The sequence below is a fragment of the Hydrotalea sp. GW822-HT8A01 genome (genome assembly GCF_058798575.1).
Genome location: NZ_CM179506.1, coordinates 2,557,115 through 2,575,854, shown reverse-complemented (window position 1 = coordinate 2,575,854; position 18,740 = coordinate 2,557,115). Strand labels below are relative to the sequence as shown.

The 18,740-nt window shown below is 36.2% G+C and carries 19 protein-coding genes and 2 riboswitches; of the genes, 14 read left to right on the top strand and 5 right to left on the bottom strand.

Translation table 11 applies throughout. From position 1 onward, the window contains the following. Positions 1 to 49: 49 nt before the first annotated feature. Both AC3QLY_RS11455 and AC3QLY_RS11450 read right to left on the bottom strand, forming a co-directional pair. Positions 50 to 1,333, bottom strand: coding sequence for a glucose-1-phosphate adenylyltransferase (locus AC3QLY_RS11455; protein ID WP_074420454.1), 1,284 nt, complete (start codon positions 1,331 to 1,333; stop codon positions 50 to 52). A 55-nt stretch (positions 1,334 to 1,388) separates the two neighbouring features. Beyond that, positions 1,389 to 2,804 carry a glycogen synthase gene (locus tag AC3QLY_RS11450; RefSeq protein ID WP_492989750.1) on the bottom strand — a complete coding sequence of 472 codons (1,416 nt, stop codon included), beginning with the start codon at positions 2,802 to 2,804 and terminating at the stop codon, positions 1,389 to 1,391. Between the two features lie 147 nt (positions 2,805 to 2,951). Here AC3QLY_RS11450 and AC3QLY_RS11445 point away from each other — a divergent pair, with 147 nt between their 5' ends. Together AC3QLY_RS11445 and AC3QLY_RS11440 are read left to right on the top strand one after the other, a co-directional pair. Next, positions 2,952 to 4,565 carry an MFS transporter gene (locus AC3QLY_RS11445; protein WP_218330698.1) on the top strand — a complete coding sequence of 538 codons (1,614 nt, stop codon included), beginning with the start codon at positions 2,952 to 2,954 and terminating at the stop codon, positions 4,563 to 4,565. A gap of 32 nt (positions 4,566 to 4,597) precedes the next feature. Beyond that, entirely contained in the window at positions 4,598 to 5,572 is a 975-nt protein-coding gene (locus AC3QLY_RS11440; protein ID WP_074420457.1) for an ROK family protein, read from the top strand. A gap of 85 nt (positions 5,573 to 5,657) precedes the next feature. On the opposite strand, the gene AC3QLY_RS11435 is transcribed toward AC3QLY_RS11440, so the two are convergent. Genes AC3QLY_RS11435 through AC3QLY_RS11425 form a run of 3 tightly spaced genes read right to left on the bottom strand, consistent with a single transcriptional unit; the run spans position 5,658 to position 7,485 of the window. Beyond that, complete coding sequence (locus tag AC3QLY_RS11435; protein WP_218330699.1) at positions 5,658 to 6,269, bottom strand: low molecular weight phosphatase family protein; 612 nt, start codon at positions 6,267 to 6,269, stop codon at positions 5,658 to 5,660. 21 nt (positions 6,270 to 6,290) lie between these two features. After that, the gene (locus AC3QLY_RS11430; protein WP_218330700.1) at positions 6,291 to 7,133 is read right to left on the bottom strand and encodes an arsenite methyltransferase; all 843 of its coding nucleotides are present in this window, start codon (positions 7,131 to 7,133) and stop codon (positions 6,291 to 6,293) included. 19 nt (positions 7,134 to 7,152) lie between these two features. After that, positions 7,153 to 7,485 (bottom strand): ArsR/SmtB family transcription factor, encoded by a 333-nt coding sequence (locus AC3QLY_RS11425; protein WP_218330701.1) that lies wholly within the window; start codon positions 7,483 to 7,485, stop codon positions 7,153 to 7,155. Positions 7,486 to 7,634: 149 nt separating this feature from the next. After that, positions 7,635 to 7,701: riboswitch (Fluoride riboswitch) on the top strand. A 40-nt stretch (positions 7,702 to 7,741) separates the two neighbouring features. Here AC3QLY_RS11425 and AC3QLY_RS11420 point away from each other — a divergent pair. From AC3QLY_RS11420 to AC3QLY_RS11365, 12 genes are all read left to right on the top strand, one after another. Then, positions 7,742 to 9,127, top strand: a complete 1,386-nt coding sequence (locus AC3QLY_RS11420; protein WP_492989749.1) for a voltage-gated chloride channel family protein — start codon at positions 7,742 to 7,744, stop codon at positions 9,125 to 9,127. Beyond that, complete coding sequence (locus tag AC3QLY_RS11415) at positions 9,088 to 9,456, top strand: DUF190 domain-containing protein (RefSeq protein WP_288071770.1); 369 nt, start codon at positions 9,088 to 9,090, stop codon at positions 9,454 to 9,456. The genes AC3QLY_RS11420 and AC3QLY_RS11415 overlap by 40 nt, the downstream gene beginning before the upstream one ends. 20 nt (positions 9,457 to 9,476) lie before the next feature. Further along, on the top strand, positions 9,477 to 9,845 hold the full coding sequence (crcB, locus tag AC3QLY_RS11410; RefSeq protein ID WP_218330703.1) for a fluoride efflux transporter CrcB: 369 nt from the start codon (positions 9,477 to 9,479) through the stop codon (positions 9,843 to 9,845). Positions 9,846 to 9,872: 27 nt separating this feature from the next. After that, entirely contained in the window at positions 9,873 to 10,313 is a 441-nt protein-coding gene (locus AC3QLY_RS11405; protein ID WP_074419996.1) for a universal stress protein, read from the top strand. 25 nt (positions 10,314 to 10,338) lie between these two features. After that, positions 10,339 to 10,408: riboswitch (Fluoride riboswitch) on the top strand. 94 nt (positions 10,409 to 10,502) lie between these two features. Continuing rightward, entirely contained in the window at positions 10,503 to 11,699 is a 1,197-nt protein-coding gene (locus tag AC3QLY_RS11400; protein WP_492989748.1) for an MFS transporter, read from the top strand. Continuing rightward, positions 11,692 to 12,111, top strand: coding sequence for a hypothetical protein (locus AC3QLY_RS11395; RefSeq protein WP_218330705.1), 420 nt, complete (start codon positions 11,692 to 11,694; stop codon positions 12,109 to 12,111). Before AC3QLY_RS11400 ends, AC3QLY_RS11395 begins: the two co-directional genes overlap by 8 nt. Before the next feature lie 40 nt (positions 12,112 to 12,151). After that, a complete protein-coding gene (gene eno / locus AC3QLY_RS11390; RefSeq protein ID WP_218330706.1) occupies positions 12,152 to 13,462 on the top strand; it encodes a phosphopyruvate hydratase in 1,311 nt (436 codons plus the stop codon). A 1-nt stretch (position 13,463) separates the two neighbouring features. Further along, complete coding sequence (locus tag AC3QLY_RS11385) at positions 13,464 to 14,021, top strand: inorganic diphosphatase (RefSeq protein ID WP_228733127.1); 558 nt, start codon at positions 13,464 to 13,466, stop codon at positions 14,019 to 14,021. A gap of 98 nt (positions 14,022 to 14,119) precedes the next feature. Continuing rightward, complete coding sequence (locus AC3QLY_RS11380; RefSeq protein ID WP_218330707.1) at positions 14,120 to 14,896, top strand: metallophosphoesterase family protein; 777 nt, start codon at positions 14,120 to 14,122, stop codon at positions 14,894 to 14,896. Between the two features lie 38 nt (positions 14,897 to 14,934). Further along, positions 14,935 to 15,705: a metallophosphoesterase family protein gene (locus AC3QLY_RS11375; protein WP_218330708.1), complete on the top strand. Its 771-nt coding sequence runs from the start codon at positions 14,935 to 14,937 to the stop codon at positions 15,703 to 15,705. Positions 15,706 to 15,710: 5 nt separating this feature from the next. Beyond that, the gene (locus tag AC3QLY_RS11370; RefSeq protein ID WP_492989747.1) at positions 15,711 to 17,408 is read left to right on the top strand and encodes a dynamin family protein; all 1,698 of its coding nucleotides are present in this window, start codon (positions 15,711 to 15,713) and stop codon (positions 17,406 to 17,408) included. 1 nt (position 17,409) lies between these two features. Then, positions 17,410 to 18,723, top strand: coding sequence for a MutS-related protein (locus tag AC3QLY_RS11365; RefSeq protein WP_288071761.1), 1,314 nt, complete (start codon positions 17,410 to 17,412; stop codon positions 18,721 to 18,723). Positions 18,724 to 18,740: the final 17 nt, after the last annotated feature.

The window sequence follows — 18,740 nt, the reverse complement described above, 5'->3', positions numbered from 1 at the left end:
AAAATAGCAAAAAAACATCTTGTTAAAAAGATGTTTTTCAAACATACAATTATATTACAAAACCATCGGGTAAAATGGCGCCTTTTTTTACAACCACAATACCATCTTTAATGGTATATAAAGGATGATCCGTATTATCTAAGTGGCTACCCCCATTTATGCGTACATCATTACCAATACGGCAGTTTTTATCAATAATGGCATTTTTAATATAGCATCTTTCTCCAATACCAATTTTCGGAATGCCTTTACTAACATTTTCTGCCATCACTTCTAAGGTTTCATAATAATCATTACCCATTATGTACGCATTTACAATAGTTGAACCATGCCCAATTCTAGCCCGAATACCTACCACACATTTTTCCATTCTACTGGCTAAAATGATGGAGCCATCTGAAATAATGGTTTTTTCTAAAGTGGTACCACTGATTTTTGCAGGTGGCAACATCCGGGCACGGGTATAAATAATTCTGCTATTGTCGAACAAATTAAACAATGGAATTTCTTCTGTAAGCGCCAAATTAGCTTCAAAAAAGGAATAAATATTTCCAATATCTGTCCAATATCCATCATACTGAAAACTCAAAACATTATATTTTGCAATAGATTGTGGCATAATTTCTTTTCCAAAATCAGTGGCTTCAGGATATACTTCTTTCAACAAATTGTATAACACCTGCTTATTAAAAATATAAATACCCATTGAGGCTAGATAAACACGCCCCTGTTGTTGCATCTCTGCCCCTGTATCACTAATCCATTCACCCAATAATGCCGGTTTCGGCTTTTCTATAAATGAAGTAATACAGTTTGTTTCATCGGTTTTCATGATTCCAAACTCTGATGCTTCTCGTGCAGGAACCGGAATGGTAGCAATAGTAATATCAGCTTCTTTGGCTTTATGCGCTGCAATCATGGCATCAAAATCCATTTGGTATAATTGATCACCACTTAAAATTAATATGTAATCAAATTCTAAATTATCAATATGGCGTAGCGATTGGCGTACCGCATCGGCTGTACCCTGAAACCATCCCGGATTATCGGGTGTTTGTTCTGCAGCCAGTATATCTACAAACCCTGTACTGAAAGCACTAAAATGGTAGGTGTTTTTGATATGTTTATTCAACGATGCTGAATTAAATTGTGTTAATACAAACATGCGGTTGATATTGGAATTAATACAATTACTAATAGGTATATCTACCAACCGATATTTTCCTGCAATAGGTACCGCAGGTTTTGAGCGGGATGCAGTGAGTGGATATAACCGGGTACCTGCACCGCCTCCTAAAATAACGGCTACTACAGACTGACTAAGCGTTGACATAAAATTCAATATTTAAGGTTAGATGAATGTATATAAAATTGAGTATTCTAAAACATTACAAAACAGATTGGTATACCATAATGTATTCATTCACAGTTTTATCCCAACTATGATCAATATTCATCATTGTTTTGCGCATAAGCGATAGTTGCACTTTATCCTGATACACGCCTACAGCACGGCTTATAGAATAATAAATATCGTGAATACTGGCATGATTAAAACGAATGCCAAATCCTTCCCAATCGCCCATATCAATTACCGTATCCTGCAAGCCACCCGTACTGCGCACCATGGGCACAGTACCATAACGCATGGCATACATTTGGTTTAAACCACAGGGCTCTACCCTACTGGGCATGAGTAAAAAATCGCCACCGGCATACATTTCATGCGATAAGGCTTCATTATAGCCAATTACTGCATGATAATATCCCGGATATAAATTATTCATCATACTCAACTGCCATTCAATGGCTGTATCGCCGGTACCAACAATTAAGAAAGCAACTGAATCTTTCATACCATGTAAAATAACCTTGATACTTTCAGGCAAAATATCGGCGGCTTTTTCTCCTACTAATCTTCCAATAAATATAACCAATGGAACTGCCTCATTTAAACCAAATTGCTTACAAAGTGCCTGTTTGTTTTTTTCTTTTCCTTTATCAACCGTTTTTACGTTATAATGATGTTTTAAATAGGTATCGGTATCGGGGTTCCAAACATCATTATCTATTCCATTTAAAATGCCAATACATTTCCCTTTTTCATATTCAAACAAGGCTTCCAAACCATTACTATTGTATTTTAATTCATTTAAATAGCTCCAGCTTACGGTGGTAACTTTCCATGCACATTTTATGCCACTTGCCAATGGGTTGATGGTATTATTCCAATCTAAATCACCCCATTTCCAACTATCATAAGCAGGTAACCAATGGCTTTTGTCCCACCCCATCCAACCCTGGTATTGTGCATTATGAATGGTAAGTATAGTAGGCACTGATTGGAGTTTTCGATAATCAAAACAATTTTTAACCATAAAAGGAATAAGCCCGGTATGGTGGTCGTGGCAATGGATAATATCGGGCCGGTGTTCCCAGGAACTCAACCAGTTTAAAATGGCAATTTGAAAGGCGAGATAACGGTAACTGTCATCATCATAACCATAAATTTTATCTCGATCTAATAAACCATTGATGTCAACTAAATATAAATCAAAACCTAATTTATGGGTAGCTTCCTTTATAATGGTGTAATTATAATAATGTCCGCCAATGGCTAAATATCCTTTTGCATCAACCTCCCAGCTGTTTTCATATAAGAATTTGGTACGGTGCATAGGTATTACCACTTTGGCATGATGCCCGGCTTTATTTTGGTATTTTGGCAATGCCCCAACCACATCGCCCAATCCACCAGCCTTTGCAACGGGATAGCATTCTGCACTTACATGAATTATTTCCATAGCAATCAATTAATTATCTGCTTGAAGTTAAGAATGAAATAGATACTAATGCATATTTTCAATTAATTTTTTAAGGATTACAAAATGTATCTTACTTTACAGCCATAATTAGCAACCCATTTTTTAAAAACTTATTTAACGATTGTTATGAACCAACCTGACGCTCCAAAAATTAAAACAAATGGAAGTGCCCTGGCCTCATTGGCATTGGTATTTTTTTTCTGGGGATTTATTGCTGCCTCTAACAGCATTTTTATTCCTTTTTGTAAAAGTCATTTTCATCTTTCGCAATTTGAATCACAGCTTATTGGTTCATCGTTTTATGGCGCTTATTTTATTGGCTCATTGTTGTTGTACCTTATCTCCAGCATGGTGGGGTACGATATCTTAAACAAGATTGGATATAAAAAAGGCATCATTTACGGACTACTCATTTCCGTTGTAGGCGCATTGGCCATTATACCTTCTGCCAATGCAAACTCATTTCCTGCAATATTGGTTTCTTTTTTTGTAGTGGCCTTAGGATTTTCATTGCAACAAACTGCAGCACAGCCTTTCGCCATTGCATTGGGTGACCCGGCCACAGGCTCGCACCGCTTAAATCTTACCGGTGGTGTCAACTCTTTTGGAACCACACTGGGCCCCATTATTGTCAGCTTTTTTCTGTTTGGCTCAGTTGGAACAGCCATTGAGAATGTAACTGTAACCAATATCAATAATTTATATTTAATAGTAGCCGGCGTATTTTTAGCAGTGGCACTATTTTTTGCACTTTCAAAAAAATTACCCGACGGCAAAAATGAAGCAAAGTTTGAAGCTTCAAAAAATGCATCTAAATCTTTAATGATTCTTACCGGATTAATTATTGCCATCATTATTGTAGGGCAGTTAACCAACATTGAAAAATTACCATTACTGATTGTAACCTTATTCGTTGTTTTCTTTACCTTATTTTATTCAAACAACAAAGCCATAAAAAATAATGAAGGATGGGGCGCCATGAAATATCCGCAATTGGTATATGGCATGATAGGAATTTTTATATATGTAGGAACAGAAGTTACTATTGATAATAATTTTGGTGCTTTATTAAAAACCCCGGGTTACTTAACACAAATTGGTTTAGATGAAAGTAAAATTTCAAAATTTGTTTCGTTATACTGGGGTAGTTTAATGATTGGAAGATGGACAGGTGCTATTGGGGTATTTAATTTATCGAACATGGGTAAAAAAATTGCCACAATTGTTGTACCCTTTATTGCATTTGGCGTTGTGTTGTTTGTAAACCATTTATATGGAAATGATATTATGGAATTATTACCCTATACTATTTGTATAGTTATTGCCATTGCCGCATTTTTTTACGGACAGGAAAAACCTGCAAAAACCTTATTAACACTGGCAGTATTAGGAACCATTTCTATGATTATTGGCACTACATTATCAGGCATTGTATCTGTGTATGCCATTATATTTGGCGGATTGTGTTGTTCGATTATGTGGCCTTGTATTTTTTCGCTGGGTGTTGCCGGATTGGGCAAATATACCAGCCAGGGTTCTGCCTTTTTAATTATGATGATTTTAGGGGGAGCGGTCATTCCTCCATTTCAAGGGGCATTGGGTGATGCCTTTGGTATGCATCCTTCCTATATTGTTGCCGCATGCTGTTTTGCTGCATTAGCATTTTTGGCTATTAAATTAAAATCTGTTTTAAAAGCACAGGGATTAGACTTTGATTCACAAGTGGCATCAGGTCATTAATCTATAATTATAATTTTTCAAAAGTATTATTCATGTCAACCTCAACTTCCACACTTGATTCATTGGCCATTGGTATAGATATTGGCGGTACCGGAACTAAATTTGGTATTGTTGACCGTTTGGGAAATGTTTTGTTTTCATCAGAAATCAGCACAAAGAAACACACTGAAATTGAAACTTTTATTGCAGACCTGCAACAAAATTTAGCTCCGCTTATTGAAAAAGCAGGAGGCATTGGCCGTATTAAAGGTATTGGTGTAGGTGCTCCTAATGGCAACTATTACACCGGCACAGTAGAATATGCGCCTAATTTACCCTGGAAAGGTATTTTGCCAATGGCAAAATTGGTTCAGGATGAATTTAAGTTGCCGGTAGTATTAACCAACGACGCCAATGCTGCTGCGTTAGGCGAAATGATGTATGGCGCTGCCAAAGGAATGAAAGATTTTATTATGATTACTTTGGGTACCGGTGTGGGCAGTGGTATTGTGGCCAATGGTAAACTCATTTATGGTCACGATGGTTTTGCAGGTGAATTAGGTCATACCACCATCATTCCCGATGGCAGATACCATCCGGGTACCGGCAAAAAGGGGTCTTTGGAAAGTTATGCATCAGCCACCGGCGTTACTACCACTGCACATGAATTGTTGGCCAATAGTAAAAGAGAAAGTGTTTTAAGAAAAATTCCGAAAGAAAAAATAGATTCTAAAAAAGTTTATGAAGCCGCTATTGCAGGTGATAGATTGGCTCAGGAAATTTTTGAATTTACCGGTAAAATTTTAGGAATGGCATTGGCAAATTTCATTATGTTCTCCAGCCCTGAAGCGATTATATTGTTCGGTGGACTTACCAAAGCCGGCGATTTAATTTTAAGCCCTACTAAAAAACATATGGAAGAAAACCTGATTCAGGTATTCCAAAACAAAGTAAAAATTTTGGTGAGTCACCTTAACGAATCAGATGCTGCCATTTTGGGTGCATCTGCCTTGGTTTGGGATATGTAATAGTAATGTTGTAAAAAGGCTTTTGTTTTAATTCAATGGGATATCATTAAACACAACGATATCCCATTGTTGTTTCAATACTACACTATTTTACCAGCGAAAAAACATACAATGTTTCTAATGCAATTTGACGGCAACGAGCATCATAAGCTGCATCTTGTTCAGGGGTACCATCATATAATTTAGGATCTTCATAGGTGGTAGCCACTCTACCGGTAGCTCCCGGTATAAACGGACAGTTGGTCTCTGCCTCACCACAAGTCATGATCGCTAGAAAGTTATCTTTTGGATTAGAAGGATGGTTATACACTTTAGAAAAACAGGTTGTACATGCTTCTTCACCATAACAAACTTTGTAAACCGGATTGTTTGGTTGACCATCTGAATGAATGATAAACCCCACTTTTTCTAACGCATGAATGGCATTGATATTAAAAGCAGTTGCCTCTGTTCCACCCGAAAAAGTATGGATATTGGGTATGCCATAATATTCAGCAGCTGTAGCTGCCCAAACCTGTCCAAAATGGCTTCGGCGTGAATTATGGGTACAGATATACACCAGATTTACCGATTTACCGGCAGCACGTTGCTGCAACATGTAATCGCAGATTTTTGAAAGCAATGGTTTTCTTTCTGCAGCAATAGAATGGAATTGTTGCGTTAATGTTTCGCAATAAGACTGAATAGCAGTATACATAAATAAAATTTACAAATTCAATTAGCAACAACCCGGCGCACAACAGCCGGCGGTTTGTTCCTGCTTCTGTGCAAATACAGTAATACTAAATATACCGGTAGTGCCATTTTTAAAGGTTGCTATTTCTTGCGGAGTTAAATAATTTAATAAAATATCATCGGGTATGATGATTGGTTTTTCTTTTTGAATGGTAATATTTTCAAATCCATTTACCCGTATCAATTCCAAATAAACATCTTTCTGAATAGCACCAGATACACAGCCTGCATACATTTCAGCATCCTTACGTAATGCTTCAGGCAGATTTCCTACCAATACCACATCAGAAATACTAAAATGGCCACCCGGTTTCAACACCCGGAAAATTTCTTTAAACACACCATCTTTATTGGGTACTAAATTCAATACACAATTGCTTACTACTACATCGGCAACATTGGCAGTAACGGGCATTTGTTCAATATCGCCCTGTCTGAATTCTACATTGTTGAAACCTAATTTTTCAGCATTGGCACGTGCTTTTTCAATCATAGCAGGTGTAAAATCAATCCCAATTACTTTTCCTGAAACACCAGTGGCTGCTCTTGCAACAAAACAATCATTACCAGCACCGCTTCCCAAATCAATAACAGTATTGCCGGGTTTAATTTGTGCAAATTGCGTAGGCAAGCCACATCCCAAACCTAAATCAGCATCAGAAGTATATCCTTCTAAAGTAGTATAATCATCACTCATTATGTTGTACACTTCAGTTGAACAGCCTCCGGCACCGCAACAGGAAGCGGCATTAGTAGCTTTATCCTGCAAAGCAATTTCACTGTATTTTTGCCTTACCAATTCTTTCAATTCATTATCAGTTTTCATATTATTTTAATTTTTATAATCAACAACATTGGTCTTTTAAATCGGATGCTGCAGCAAAAAATTTAGCAAATAAATCGCTATACTTTGCCCAAGTTTTTAAATCAATACAATAACATACATTCACGCCTTCCACAGTACCTTGAATAATACCCACATTTCTTAATTCTTTTAAATGCTGTGATGTAGTAGATTGCGCTAGACCGGTTTCTTCTACCAAATCGCCACAAACACAGGAATTCTTTTTTAATAAAGCCTGAATAATAGCAATACGTGCAGGATGGCTCAATGCTTTGGCTATTGCAGCAATTTCATTTTGCTGCTTAGTAAATAATTCTATTTTTGAAATGCCCATTGATAGTGTTTAAAATAATATCGCAATATTACGATTAAATAAAAGAATAAACAAATTATACATTTCAAAAAAATTAGAATGAAATTAGAAATAAGAAAAATGATTATTCCATTTTTTTCTGACACAATTGCATTGTATCTTTGCAGCATATTTACAAGGGTGATGGTGTCCACCGATTAACTGCCCGATAAAAGGGATGATGGCGCCTACAAATTAAGATTCGAAAATATTTTTAAAGATTCATTAATTTGTAGGAATGAAGCGAATAAAAAATTCTTTTGAGCACGTATTTATTGTCTCACACCTGATTCAATGGACACTGTTTGTAATCCCGGTTTCCCTCTCGGTAGGTACTTTGGTTGCATGGTTTTTATGGCTGTTGGATAAAGCCATTCATTTCCGCTACACACATCTCTGGCTCCTATGGTTATTACCTGTTGCAGGTGTTGCCATTCATTTTTTGTATCAATTTTCCGGTAAAAATGCAGAGGGCGGTAATAATTTAATTATGGATGAAATTCATGAACCCGGCGGTGGCGTACCGGCAAGAATGGCACCATTGGTTATTGTTGCCACCATCATCACACATCTTTTTGGCGGCTCAGCCGGTCGTGAAGGTACTGCCGTGCAGGTGGGTGGCAGTTTGGCAAATTTCTTTGCAAGGCAATTCAAATTAACGAGAGAAGATGTAAGAATGTTACTCACTTCCGGTGTTGCAGCCGGTTTTGGTGCCGTATTTGGCACACCCATTACAGGTGCAATTTTTGCATTAGAAGTATTAGCATTAGGCCGCATTAAACATGATGCACTACTGCCTTGCTTTATTGCCAGTTTTCTTGCCGATATTACCTGTGGCGCCTGGGGCATTCATCATACCCAATACCATATTCTGTTTGCTTCAATAGATAAAACTTACTTTAAATATGTTCACTTCGATTTATTGCTGCTATTCAAAGTAATTGGAGCTGGTATTTTATTTGGATTAGCCGGTTTTGCTTTTGCTGAAACAGCACATACAATTAAAAATTACAGCAATAAATGGATAAAACAAAAATGGATGATTCCGGTAGCAGGCGGCCTGATCATTATTACACTTAGCTATATTATTGGAACGCAGGATTATTTAAGTTTAGGAGTAACCAACCCCAACAAAAATGGGGTAAGCATCATCAGCAGTTTTCATGAAGGAGGTGCCACCTATTTTAGTTGGTTTTGGAAATTATTGTTTACTGCTATTACCTTAGGAATGGGTTTTAAAGGTGGTGAGGTAACTCCTCTGTTTTTTATAGGAGCTGCATTGGGTAATACACTGGGTGTTATTACAGGTGCCCCTATTGATTTAATGGCCGGATTGGGCTTTATTGCCGTATTTGCCGGAGCTACCAATACGCCAATTGCCTGTACATTTATGGGCATTGAATTATTTGGCGGCGAAAATGTAATATACTATGCCGTTGCCTGCTTTACTGCCTATTATTTCAGCGGCCATTCAGGCATTTACCATGCACAAAGAGTAGCAGTTTCTAAAGTAGGAAATTTACAACACTATACAGATAAAACCTTACACGATGTAAGAGATAAACGTATTAAAAAAAGAAAACAATGGTTAAAAAAATCAAGAGCCACTCTCTTGGAAAATTAGAGATTTACATTGAGCCGGCCCACAAAGTAAGACATGGTGACAGAACCTTATTCAGAAAATTATTTCCAAAATCGGCCTACATGCATATTGTAGCTGAGGCAAAAAAAGATGGTATTATCAATGCATCGGCACATAGTACCCATACCAGCTTTAGCACAGATGGTAATATTATAACTTTTAGTGCTGAAGGCGATAATTCAAAACTGGCCATGTGTGTGGAATTAATTGACAAAAAAGAAAAATTAGAAAATTTTTTCCTGAAACACAAAGACCTGTTACAATCAAAAATTGTAATTTACAAAGAAGTTGAATTTTGGGACATTGATTAATCTGTTTCAATTTCATGATTATGAAGAACTTGCTGATTATAGCTTTAGGTGGTGCAGTGGGTAGTATTTTACGCTACCTGGGCCAGGTAATGGTGAACAAAATTGGCTCATTCAGTTTCCCAATGGGAACTTTTTTAGTGAACATTTTGGGATGTTTTATCATCGGCCTGCTTTATGGTATTGCTAATAAATACACTTGGCTAACTTTAGAATGGCGCCTGTTACTGATTACCGGTTTTTGCGGTGGCTTTACAACATTCTCAAGTTTTTCTTATGAAAGTATCAGCTTAATCAGACAGGGTAATTTATTTTACTTTTTTCTGTATGCATTATTAAGTTTAACAATCGGTATACTAGCCACATTTGGAGGAACTACTTTAATTCGGTAATTTTAAATACATGAAATATTTTTATTTATGGAATATAAAAGAATATTAATTGCCGTTGATGATAGTGCTTATGCCATAAAAGCAGCCAGAGCCGGTTTTACATTGGCACAGGCTTTAGAAGCTGTGGTAGGTGTTGTATACGTGATTAATAAATCGAAAGAAGTAGTGAGTGCCGATTTGGGCATTACCCCGGAACAAAGCAAAACTTTGCTGTTACAGCAAGCAGATAAAACCATTCAGCAATATATTGAATTGTATGATGGCAAAACAGAGGTTTTTCGTTTTACACCCGAAGGTATTCCGGAAAAAGAAATTTTAAACATTGCTTCGGAATGGGAGGCTGATTTAATTGTAATGGGTACCCATGCCCGCAGTGGATTAGACAGAATTTTAACAGGCTCTACGGCTGAATATATTATTCGGCATTCTACCATACCGGTATTGGTTACCCCACCTCGTATGACATAAATAAAGTCTATGAAACACACATTGCTAATTTTCAGGTGATGGCGTTCCACCCAATTTAACCGCCTTTTACAAAGGATGATGACGCCTGGCTTTCTTTTTGAACATCCCTCAAATATTGCAGGTATTATACACTTGGATATATTTTGATGGATGCTTAAAAAGTCATTTTATTTCATCCAATTAAAAAAAATGCAATTAAAAAAAGCCACAGTTTTTGTAATCCTTTTAGGATGCACCAGTCTTTTCTCTGACATGACTTATGAAGCCGCCAGAAGCATCAATGGACCCTATCTGGAAGTGTTGGGCGCTTCAGCAACAACAGTTGGCTGGATGGCAGGATTAGGAGAATTACTGGGTTATAGCTTAAGAGTGATTTCAGGTTATTTGAGTGATAAAACAAAAAATTACTGGACCATTACAGTAGTGGGCTATTTCATTAATTTATTGTCAGTTCCATTACTCGCTTTTGCAGGTTTTTGGCAACTCGCCATTATGCTAATGATATTAGAACGCGTTGGAAAAGCCATCAGAACACCTGCCAGAGATGCCATGCTTTCTTTCGGCGCACACCAGATGGGGCAAGGCTGGGGATTTGGCCTGCACGAAGCATTAGACCAAACCGGTGCTACCATTGGGCCATTATTGGTAAGTGCAGCATTGTTTATCAAAAACAATAATTATCAAAGTGCATATATCATTTTATTTATACCAGCCATTATTGCCATTGGTCTTATCATTTTTGCAAAAAGCATTTATCCGCATCCGGAAAATTTAGAGATTAAAACAAAATCGCTTGAAACCAAAGGATACCCTAAACTGTATTGGCAATATTTACTGACCATTGCCTTTATAGCACTCGGATATGCCGATTTTCCCCTCATTGCCTTTCACTTCAAAAGCGCCAATTTAATGCCGGATGACGTAATACCCTTGCTGTATGCATTGGCAATGGCCAGTGATGGAATTGCTGCTTTAATTTTAGGTAAAGTATTTGATAAAGTAGGCACAAAAGCACTCATCATTGCTTTACTCATTGCTATGTTTTTTGCCCCCATGGTGTTTCTGGGTGGAATAAAATGGGCCATTGCCGGCATGGTAATATGGGGTATTGGCATGGGGGCACAGGAATCGATCGTAAAAGCTACGGTTGCACATTTTATACCACCTGAAAAAAGAGGAACAGCCTTCGGGATATTTAATGCCGTATTTGGATTATTTTGGTTTGCCGGAAGTGCTTTTATGGGCTATTTATATGATGATTCTATCCCAATATTGGTAGCATTTTCCATAATCGCCCAACTCATTGCTGTAGTGCTGTTGTTAGCCATTTCAGGAAAAATTCAACATTATTTTATCACACAACAAACAAATGCAACACATGTATAAAATTCCGGAAAATCAACAACATGTATTCAATGCAGTAGCCTACATGATTGAAAAAAAATTATTAGACATGCAGCTACAACTGCTTGCACACCGACATCCATTGAAGCAGGTGTCTATTCAATATGTATATTTTGCGGATGCACAATTGCTATCACAAATACATGAAAAATTAAACGCATTATATCAATTGCTTTCAGAATTTTGTATGGCCTATCAAATACCCACCCAACCAATAAATTTTAAAAAAGAATTAAATGTAAAAGCTAATTTTTTGTGGGAAGATATTACCGGTGCGAGAGCCGGTTCGATGAAAGGATATGGCATTACTGACCCTGAATTGATGGACGATTACCAACAAAAAATTAATGCATTTACGGATGGTATCAATGAAATGATACACATTTTAAACTGAGCAATTCATTTTATTTATTCAAACACATAAATACAACAATATGAAAATTTCAGAAATTTATGCAAGAGAGGTTTTAGATTCAAGAGGTAATCCAACCGTAGAAGCAGAGGTTACCATTGAAGCCCCATTGAAAGGCAGTAAAAAAATGGTACGTAACATTAAAGGCCGCTCCATTGTTCCATCCGGTGCCAGCACGGGAGAACTGGAAGCTGTAGAGTTACGCGATAATGACCCTAAAAGATACGGCGGCAAAGGCGTTACCCTGGCTGTTAACAATGTAAACAAAACCATTGCCAAACAATTTACAGGTAAAATATTTGAATCGCAGCAGGCCATTGATAATGCCCTGATTACATTAGACGGCACTCCCAACAAAGCCAAATTAGGCGCCAATACAATTTTAGCTGTATCAATGGCTTATGCCCGGGCAATGGCAGCTACATTAAACATGCCTTTATATCGGTATTTTAATACCTCCGGAAAATTTACCATGCCCGTTCCTTGCATGAATGTAATCAATGGCGGAAAACACGCAGACAATAATGTAGATTTTCAGGAATTCATGATTGCACCCCACAATGCACCTTCTTTTAAAGAAAGTATCAGGATGGGTGAAGAAACATTTCATGCACTTAAATCCATCCTCAATAAAAAAGGGTATTTCACCGGTGTGGGTGACGAAGGTGGCTTTGCGCCTAACTTAAAATCGAATGAAGAGGCGGTTGAAGTAATATTAGAAGCTATCCAAAAAGCAGGATATACACCCGGAAAAGATATTTCGCTTTGTATTGACCCTGCTACCAGCGAAATGTGGGAAGATGGACACTATGTGTTTTTTAAATCTACCAAAGAAAAAATGAGCTCAGAGGGACTTTTAAATATTTGGGATAGCTGGATAAAACAATACCCTATTATTTTATTGGAAGATGGTATGGCTGAAAATGATTGGGGGGGCTGGAAATTATTAACCAACCAATTAAAAAACAAAGTTGAATTAACCGGTGATGATATATTCTGCACCAACCCATCCATTTTACAAAGAGGCATTGATGAAGGTATTGCCAATTCTGTTTTAATTAAACTAAACCAAATAGGAACCGTAACAGAAACCATTGATACCATCCAAATGGCTTACAAAAACAATTATAACTGCTTTATCTCACACCGCAGCGGCGAAACGGAAGATACCACCATTGCAGACTTAACAGTAGCTACCAATGCAGGTCATTTAAAAACAGGCAGTGGTTGCAGAGGTGAACGTATTGCCAAATTCAATCAATTGCTCCGTATTGAGGATGAATTAGGCAAAGCAGCAAAATTTGCAGGCATTAAAGCATTTAAAAACCAATAATATGAGTGATACAATTATTCTACAAGTACAACACCCCTGGCATATTTCAATTGGCAATAATGTTCCCAATGTAGTAACAACTATAATTGAAATACCCAAGGGCAGCAGAATGAAGTATGAATTAGATAAAGCTTCGGGTTTACTGCGATTAGACAGAGTACTATATTCTTCCATGTATTATCCCATGAATTATGGTTTAGTACCACAAACCTATTTTGATGATGGCGATCCACTCGATATTTTAGTGATGTGTTCCTTCGATATACAGCCGCTTTGTGTAGTAGATGCACGCATTATTGGCATCATGCACATGGAAGATGAAAATGGTATTGATGATAAAATAATTGCAGTGGCTCACCACGATCCGGCTTATCTGCACATTCAAGACTTATCAGATATACCTGATCACCACATGGTAGAACTAAAAAACTTTTTTGAAGGATACAAAGCTTTGGAAAACAAAGTGGTTACCGTTGGTGATATGTATGGAAAAAAAGCAGCACAGGAATGTGCAGTTAGAAGTCATCAGTTGTATAAAGAAAAATTTGGTATTCAATAATGGTGAGAATCGGCTGAAACAATGATAAATTACCTGAATTAACCCATTGCAATGTCTGAGTCTAATTCAGGTAACTTAATTATCTATTTAAAAAATTTATGATGAAAATTGCTGTATTTAGTGATGTGCATGCGAACCTGCCAGCTTTAAAAGCAGTATATGCGCATATTGAAAAACAGCAACCGGATGCAATTTATTGTTTAGGCGATTGGGTAAACCAAAATATTTGGAATAATGAAGTTATTGATTTTATGCAGCAACATCATATTCCTAGTGTATTGGGCAATCATGATGAAGGTATTGGCAACAATAAAGCAAAATACCCATTTTCGTATGGCAGCAGAGAAGAAATTGATTGGGGATTGGATGCCATTCAATATTCATTACAACAAATAACAGAAGATCGTAAAGCTATTTTGCGTGCATTACCTTTAAAGCTAAAAGTAAAATTATTAACAGGACAACAGCAACGAACTTTATTGTTTGCACATGGCACCCCCAAAAGTAATACAGAACGCATTTATCGTTTCTACAAACAAGCAGAACTATCTAAAATATTAGATGATGAAGCGGTAGATGTTTTGATGATTGGGAACACACATACATCATTTCACAAACAAATAGAAAGAATCATCAATGGCAAAAAAACCTACCAGCACATTATTAATCCCGGTTCAGTTGGCAGCCCTAAAGATGGGAGCTGGCATGCCTGTTATGCCATAGTTGAAATTGATACCAAAAAAGATATTAAATATAACCCTGAAGCATTACAAGTAAATTTTTACAGGTTAGATTATGATATTGATACCGTAATTAAAGGAATAAAAAACAGCCCCTTACATATTTACTATGCGGTAAGATTACTCAAATACTAATAACATGAGTGGCCGAACAAAATCAAAAATAGATAATTATGAAAATAGCATTGATTAGCGATATACATGGCAATTTACCGGCTTTAAAAGCTGTACTCAACGATATTAAAAAACAACAACCGGATGCTATTTTCTGCCTGGGCGATTTGGTAAATTTTGCAGGATGGGATAATGAAGTGATTGACCTGATTAGAAAAAATAATATCCCTTGTTTACAAGGCAACCATGATGAAGGCATTGGTTATTTAAAAAAAATATTTCCTTATTCTTTTGCCAACGAAGCCCAACAACAATTTGGAATCGATTCCATCCGTTGGGTGAATGAACATATAACCAATAGCAACAGGGCTTATTTACAAAATTTACCTTTCCTTTTTAAAATAGAAATCAAGGGGCTGTATCATACCATTACCATTGCAATGGTGCATGGCAGCACTACTTCAAATTTAGAATATGTACAAGAAAGTACAGATGATGCCTATTTATTAGAAATGATGGAAAGTATTGAAGCGGATATTTTGTGCATGGGACATACGCACAAACCCTGGCACAGGCCTATATTTTGTGAAGCAGAAAATAAAAAAATATACCGACATGCCGTCAATGTAGGCTCCGTTGGCAAACCCAAACAAGAGAATAATAGAGCTTGTTATACCCTGTTAAACATAAAGAATGATGCAGCATTGTCTGAACCAGCTGCAGTTCATGTACAGTTTGAATTTGTACATTACCCTGTAAAAACAGTTATCAAAAAAATTGCTTCGCTCGGTTTATCAGATGCATATAATAATTTTCTATTAAACGGATAACCCTTATGTCAACCGGTGCCCAAAATATTCAATTATTACATCAAACTGCCATTCAATTAGAGCAGCAAAACCTGGCTGATGAAATTATGCAATTACAGCATAAATTGAGTAGCGCAGAAATAAATGTTGTGATTACCGGCTTTTTTAAAAGAGGTAAATCTTCACTCATTAATGCGCTTATTGGCCAAAATATAATGCCCACCGGTGTAGTTCCGGTTACAGCCATTATTACATTATTAAAGTATGCTGCTTTTCCCGGAATTGAAATTGTGTACAAAAATAACCAAACAGAAAAAAATGACCTTCACTGTTTACAGCAATATGTGAGTGAAGAAGAAAATCCGGAGAATATAAAAAATGTATCGCATGTTATTGTGTACCATCCTGCATCCATACTTCAGCAAATTACCATAGTCGATACGCCGGGTGTAGGCTCATCACTGGAACACAATACCGATACCACCCTGCAATTTTTAACAAAAATTGATGTAGCCATATTTGTACTAAGCGCCGATATGCCCATCTCAAAATCAGATATTGAATTTTTAGCACAACTGAAATTGCAGGTAAATGATATTGTTTTTGTTGAAAACAAAAAAGATTTGCTCAATATATCCGATTTAGAAAAAGTACTGGCGCATAATAAAAAAATTATTTCGGAACATTGCAACATACCCATAGCAGAAATAGCCATTTTACCTGTTTCGGCTAATACTCATTTAGCCGGAAATATGGCTACTTCCGGAATAGATAATCTACTTCAGTTACTGGAAAAGAATATTGCACAAAACAAACCAACCATTGTTCAACAAAGTACAAAAAGGCAATTGGCATTGATTGAACAAAGCATTCGTTCACTCATTCAATTAAAACTTGATAATTTGCAAATGCCTGGTCAGGAATTGAACCAGCGAATCAGCAATTTTCAGGCCACCAAATCTGTTTTATTGAATGAAATAGAAGGCTTTCATGCCATATTGCAACACTATATTCAAAAACTCAATGAAACAGTTGATACCCAATGTAATGACGCAGCTAAAGCAATTGAAACAGAAATCATAGCCTGTATTGAAAGTTATTTACATCCCTCTTTTCAATTATTAGAGAAGCCGGAACAGCATAAATTAATTAAAGCGCTCAATCAAATAATACGAGCAGGGTTTGAACAGTTGAAAACGCAATTGGAACAAAGCAGCAAAACCCAATTCAAACAAATACTTGAACAATATTTATTTAACGCAAAAAACATTTTACACAACATTGCCATTCATTTCTCCGATTATCTGAATACTGGCATTGAAACAATTGTTGAAAAATTTGACTGGAACGCATACACTGCTTCTTATATTACTTTAAATGGGCTTGATAAAGAAGCCATCATAACTAAAAACAATCCACCTTTTTACCTCACCAAAAAAAGCAAAGAAAAGCACATTGTGCAATCTGTTTTGCAGCAATACCATGAAATTATTGTTCAAAATACTGCCACTATTATTTACGAGACACAATATAAAATACAGGAATCATTTAGAAAGTTCAATGCAGATTTTAAAATCAGGGTGCAACAATTACTGCAAACATTGGAACAGGAAATGAGAATAACCATAGAAAAAACAAAAGCATTAAATTTCAATACCCACGAAACTATTGCCGTTTTAGAAAATATGAAAAGCAGGTTAAACGATTTTTCAAAAACCGGTTAATATGGATGCGCAAACTTTGTTAGATTTAGAAATACTGGAATCAACAGATGGAAAAAAAAATCATTTATTCCATTTGCTGAACCATACCATTACACAAGGTGGCGAAGATATTTTAAAACAAAAATTGGTGCAACCATTTTTATCTGTACAAGCTATACATAAAACACAAGCAGCAATTCAACACTGCATGCCATTTGTGCTCCAATGGAAACAAATCATATCAGAACGAATTATAGTTATGGCTGAATTATATCTGCAATCAAACATCCAAATAACTATTTTAGAAGAAAGTTTTATTGATAAGTGCAGTGCAAAGTTGTTTCAATGGCAGCATCCCGATTATTTTCATTACCTGCATACCAACATTGTATCGCTACAAAACTTATTTTTCAGTTTAGATGATTTTCTTTCCAAAAGTTCACTTTCAAACCATTTATCTGCCAGCACTATACAACATAAAATAAAAACTATTTTAGAAAAAATTATAAAACCGCATTCTGCCAACATAGCAAAACGTAGTGCATTTACCACCCTTTATATAGATAAATTGTTAAGAAGTACTGAAGCCGATTCTATTAAAAATATTTTAGAATGGATATATGAAACTGATGCCATCATGTCTATGGCTACAGCCTGTAGCATTTATCAATTACAATTTCCTGAAATAAGTGAAGAAAGTGGCATTGAAATAAGTAACCTACAACATTTACTTGTACAAAACCCTATTGTAAATAATGTTTCATTAACAAATCAAAATGTAATGTTTATAACCGGACCAAATATGGCCGGAAAAACCACTTATTTAAAAGCAATTGCCCATGCCATAATATTAACGCATATAGGTATGGGTATTCCTGCAAGTGCGGCGAAAATAGGAATAGTGAATGATTTATTTTCATTTATAGGTATTACTGACAGCATTTCAAAAGGAGAAAGTTATTTTCAGGCAGAAATTAACCGAATTCAATTTTTGGCAAATTCATTACAAAAGAACTATCAAATGGCCGTAATTATTGATGAACCATTTAAGGGTACAAATATTAAAGATGCATTAGACTGTAGCATTTTATTTACCCAATTAGCATTAAAATGGGCAAAAAGTTTTTTTATTATTGCCACGCATTTAACAGAGGTATATGACAGTTTACATACGAATAATAAAATTGTATTTTATTATTTTGAAACCAGGCAAGAAGGTGATAAATTAATTTTTGATTACAAATGCAGGCCCGGCTTATCAAACCAACGATTAGGTCTGGCCATATTTAAAAAAACAGGATTACCTGAACTAATGCAACCTAAAAAACAGGATTGAATAAAATAGGCAAATGA

Coding starts and splice junctions, on each gene's coding strand:
- AC3QLY_RS11455 (WP_074420454.1), bottom strand. CDS start 1,333: ATGTCAACGCTTAGTCAGTCTGTAGTAGCCGTTATTTTAGGAGGCGGT.
- AC3QLY_RS11450 (WP_492989750.1), bottom strand. CDS start 2,804: ATGGAAATAATTCATGTAAGTGCAGAATGCTATCCCGTTGCAAAGGCT.
- AC3QLY_RS11445 (WP_218330698.1), top strand. CDS start 2,952: ATGAACCAACCTGACGCTCCAAAAATTAAAACAAATGGAAGTGCCCTG.
- AC3QLY_RS11440 (WP_074420457.1), top strand. CDS start 4,598: ATGTCAACCTCAACTTCCACACTTGATTCATTGGCCATTGGTATAGAT.
- AC3QLY_RS11435 (WP_218330699.1), bottom strand. CDS start 6,269: ATGTATACTGCTATTCAGTCTTATTGCGAAACATTAACGCAACAATTC.
- AC3QLY_RS11430 (WP_218330700.1), bottom strand. CDS start 7,133: ATGAAAACTGATAATGAATTGAAAGAATTGGTAAGGCAAAAATACAGT.
- AC3QLY_RS11425 (WP_218330701.1), bottom strand. CDS start 7,485: ATGGGCATTTCAAAAATAGAATTATTTACTAAGCAGCAAAATGAAATT.
- AC3QLY_RS11420 (WP_492989749.1), top strand. CDS start 7,742: ATGAAGCGAATAAAAAATTCTTTTGAGCACGTATTTATTGTCTCACAC.
- AC3QLY_RS11415 (WP_288071770.1), top strand. CDS start 9,088: ATGGTTAAAAAAATCAAGAGCCACTCTCTTGGAAAATTAGAGATTTAC.
- crcB (WP_218330703.1), top strand. CDS start 9,477: ATGAAGAACTTGCTGATTATAGCTTTAGGTGGTGCAGTGGGTAGTATT.
- AC3QLY_RS11405 (WP_074419996.1), top strand. CDS start 9,873: ATGGAATATAAAAGAATATTAATTGCCGTTGATGATAGTGCTTATGCC.
- AC3QLY_RS11400 (WP_492989748.1), top strand. CDS start 10,503: ATGCAATTAAAAAAAGCCACAGTTTTTGTAATCCTTTTAGGATGCACC.
- AC3QLY_RS11395 (WP_218330705.1), top strand. CDS start 11,692: ATGTATAAAATTCCGGAAAATCAACAACATGTATTCAATGCAGTAGCC.
- eno (WP_218330706.1), top strand. CDS start 12,152: ATGAAAATTTCAGAAATTTATGCAAGAGAGGTTTTAGATTCAAGAGGT.
- AC3QLY_RS11385 (WP_228733127.1), top strand. CDS start 13,464: ATGAGTGATACAATTATTCTACAAGTACAACACCCCTGGCATATTTCA.
- AC3QLY_RS11380 (WP_218330707.1), top strand. CDS start 14,120: ATGATGAAAATTGCTGTATTTAGTGATGTGCATGCGAACCTGCCAGCT.
- AC3QLY_RS11375 (WP_218330708.1), top strand. CDS start 14,935: ATGAAAATAGCATTGATTAGCGATATACATGGCAATTTACCGGCTTTA.
- AC3QLY_RS11370 (WP_492989747.1), top strand. CDS start 15,711: ATGTCAACCGGTGCCCAAAATATTCAATTATTACATCAAACTGCCATT.
- AC3QLY_RS11365 (WP_288071761.1), top strand. CDS start 17,410: ATGGATGCGCAAACTTTGTTAGATTTAGAAATACTGGAATCAACAGAT.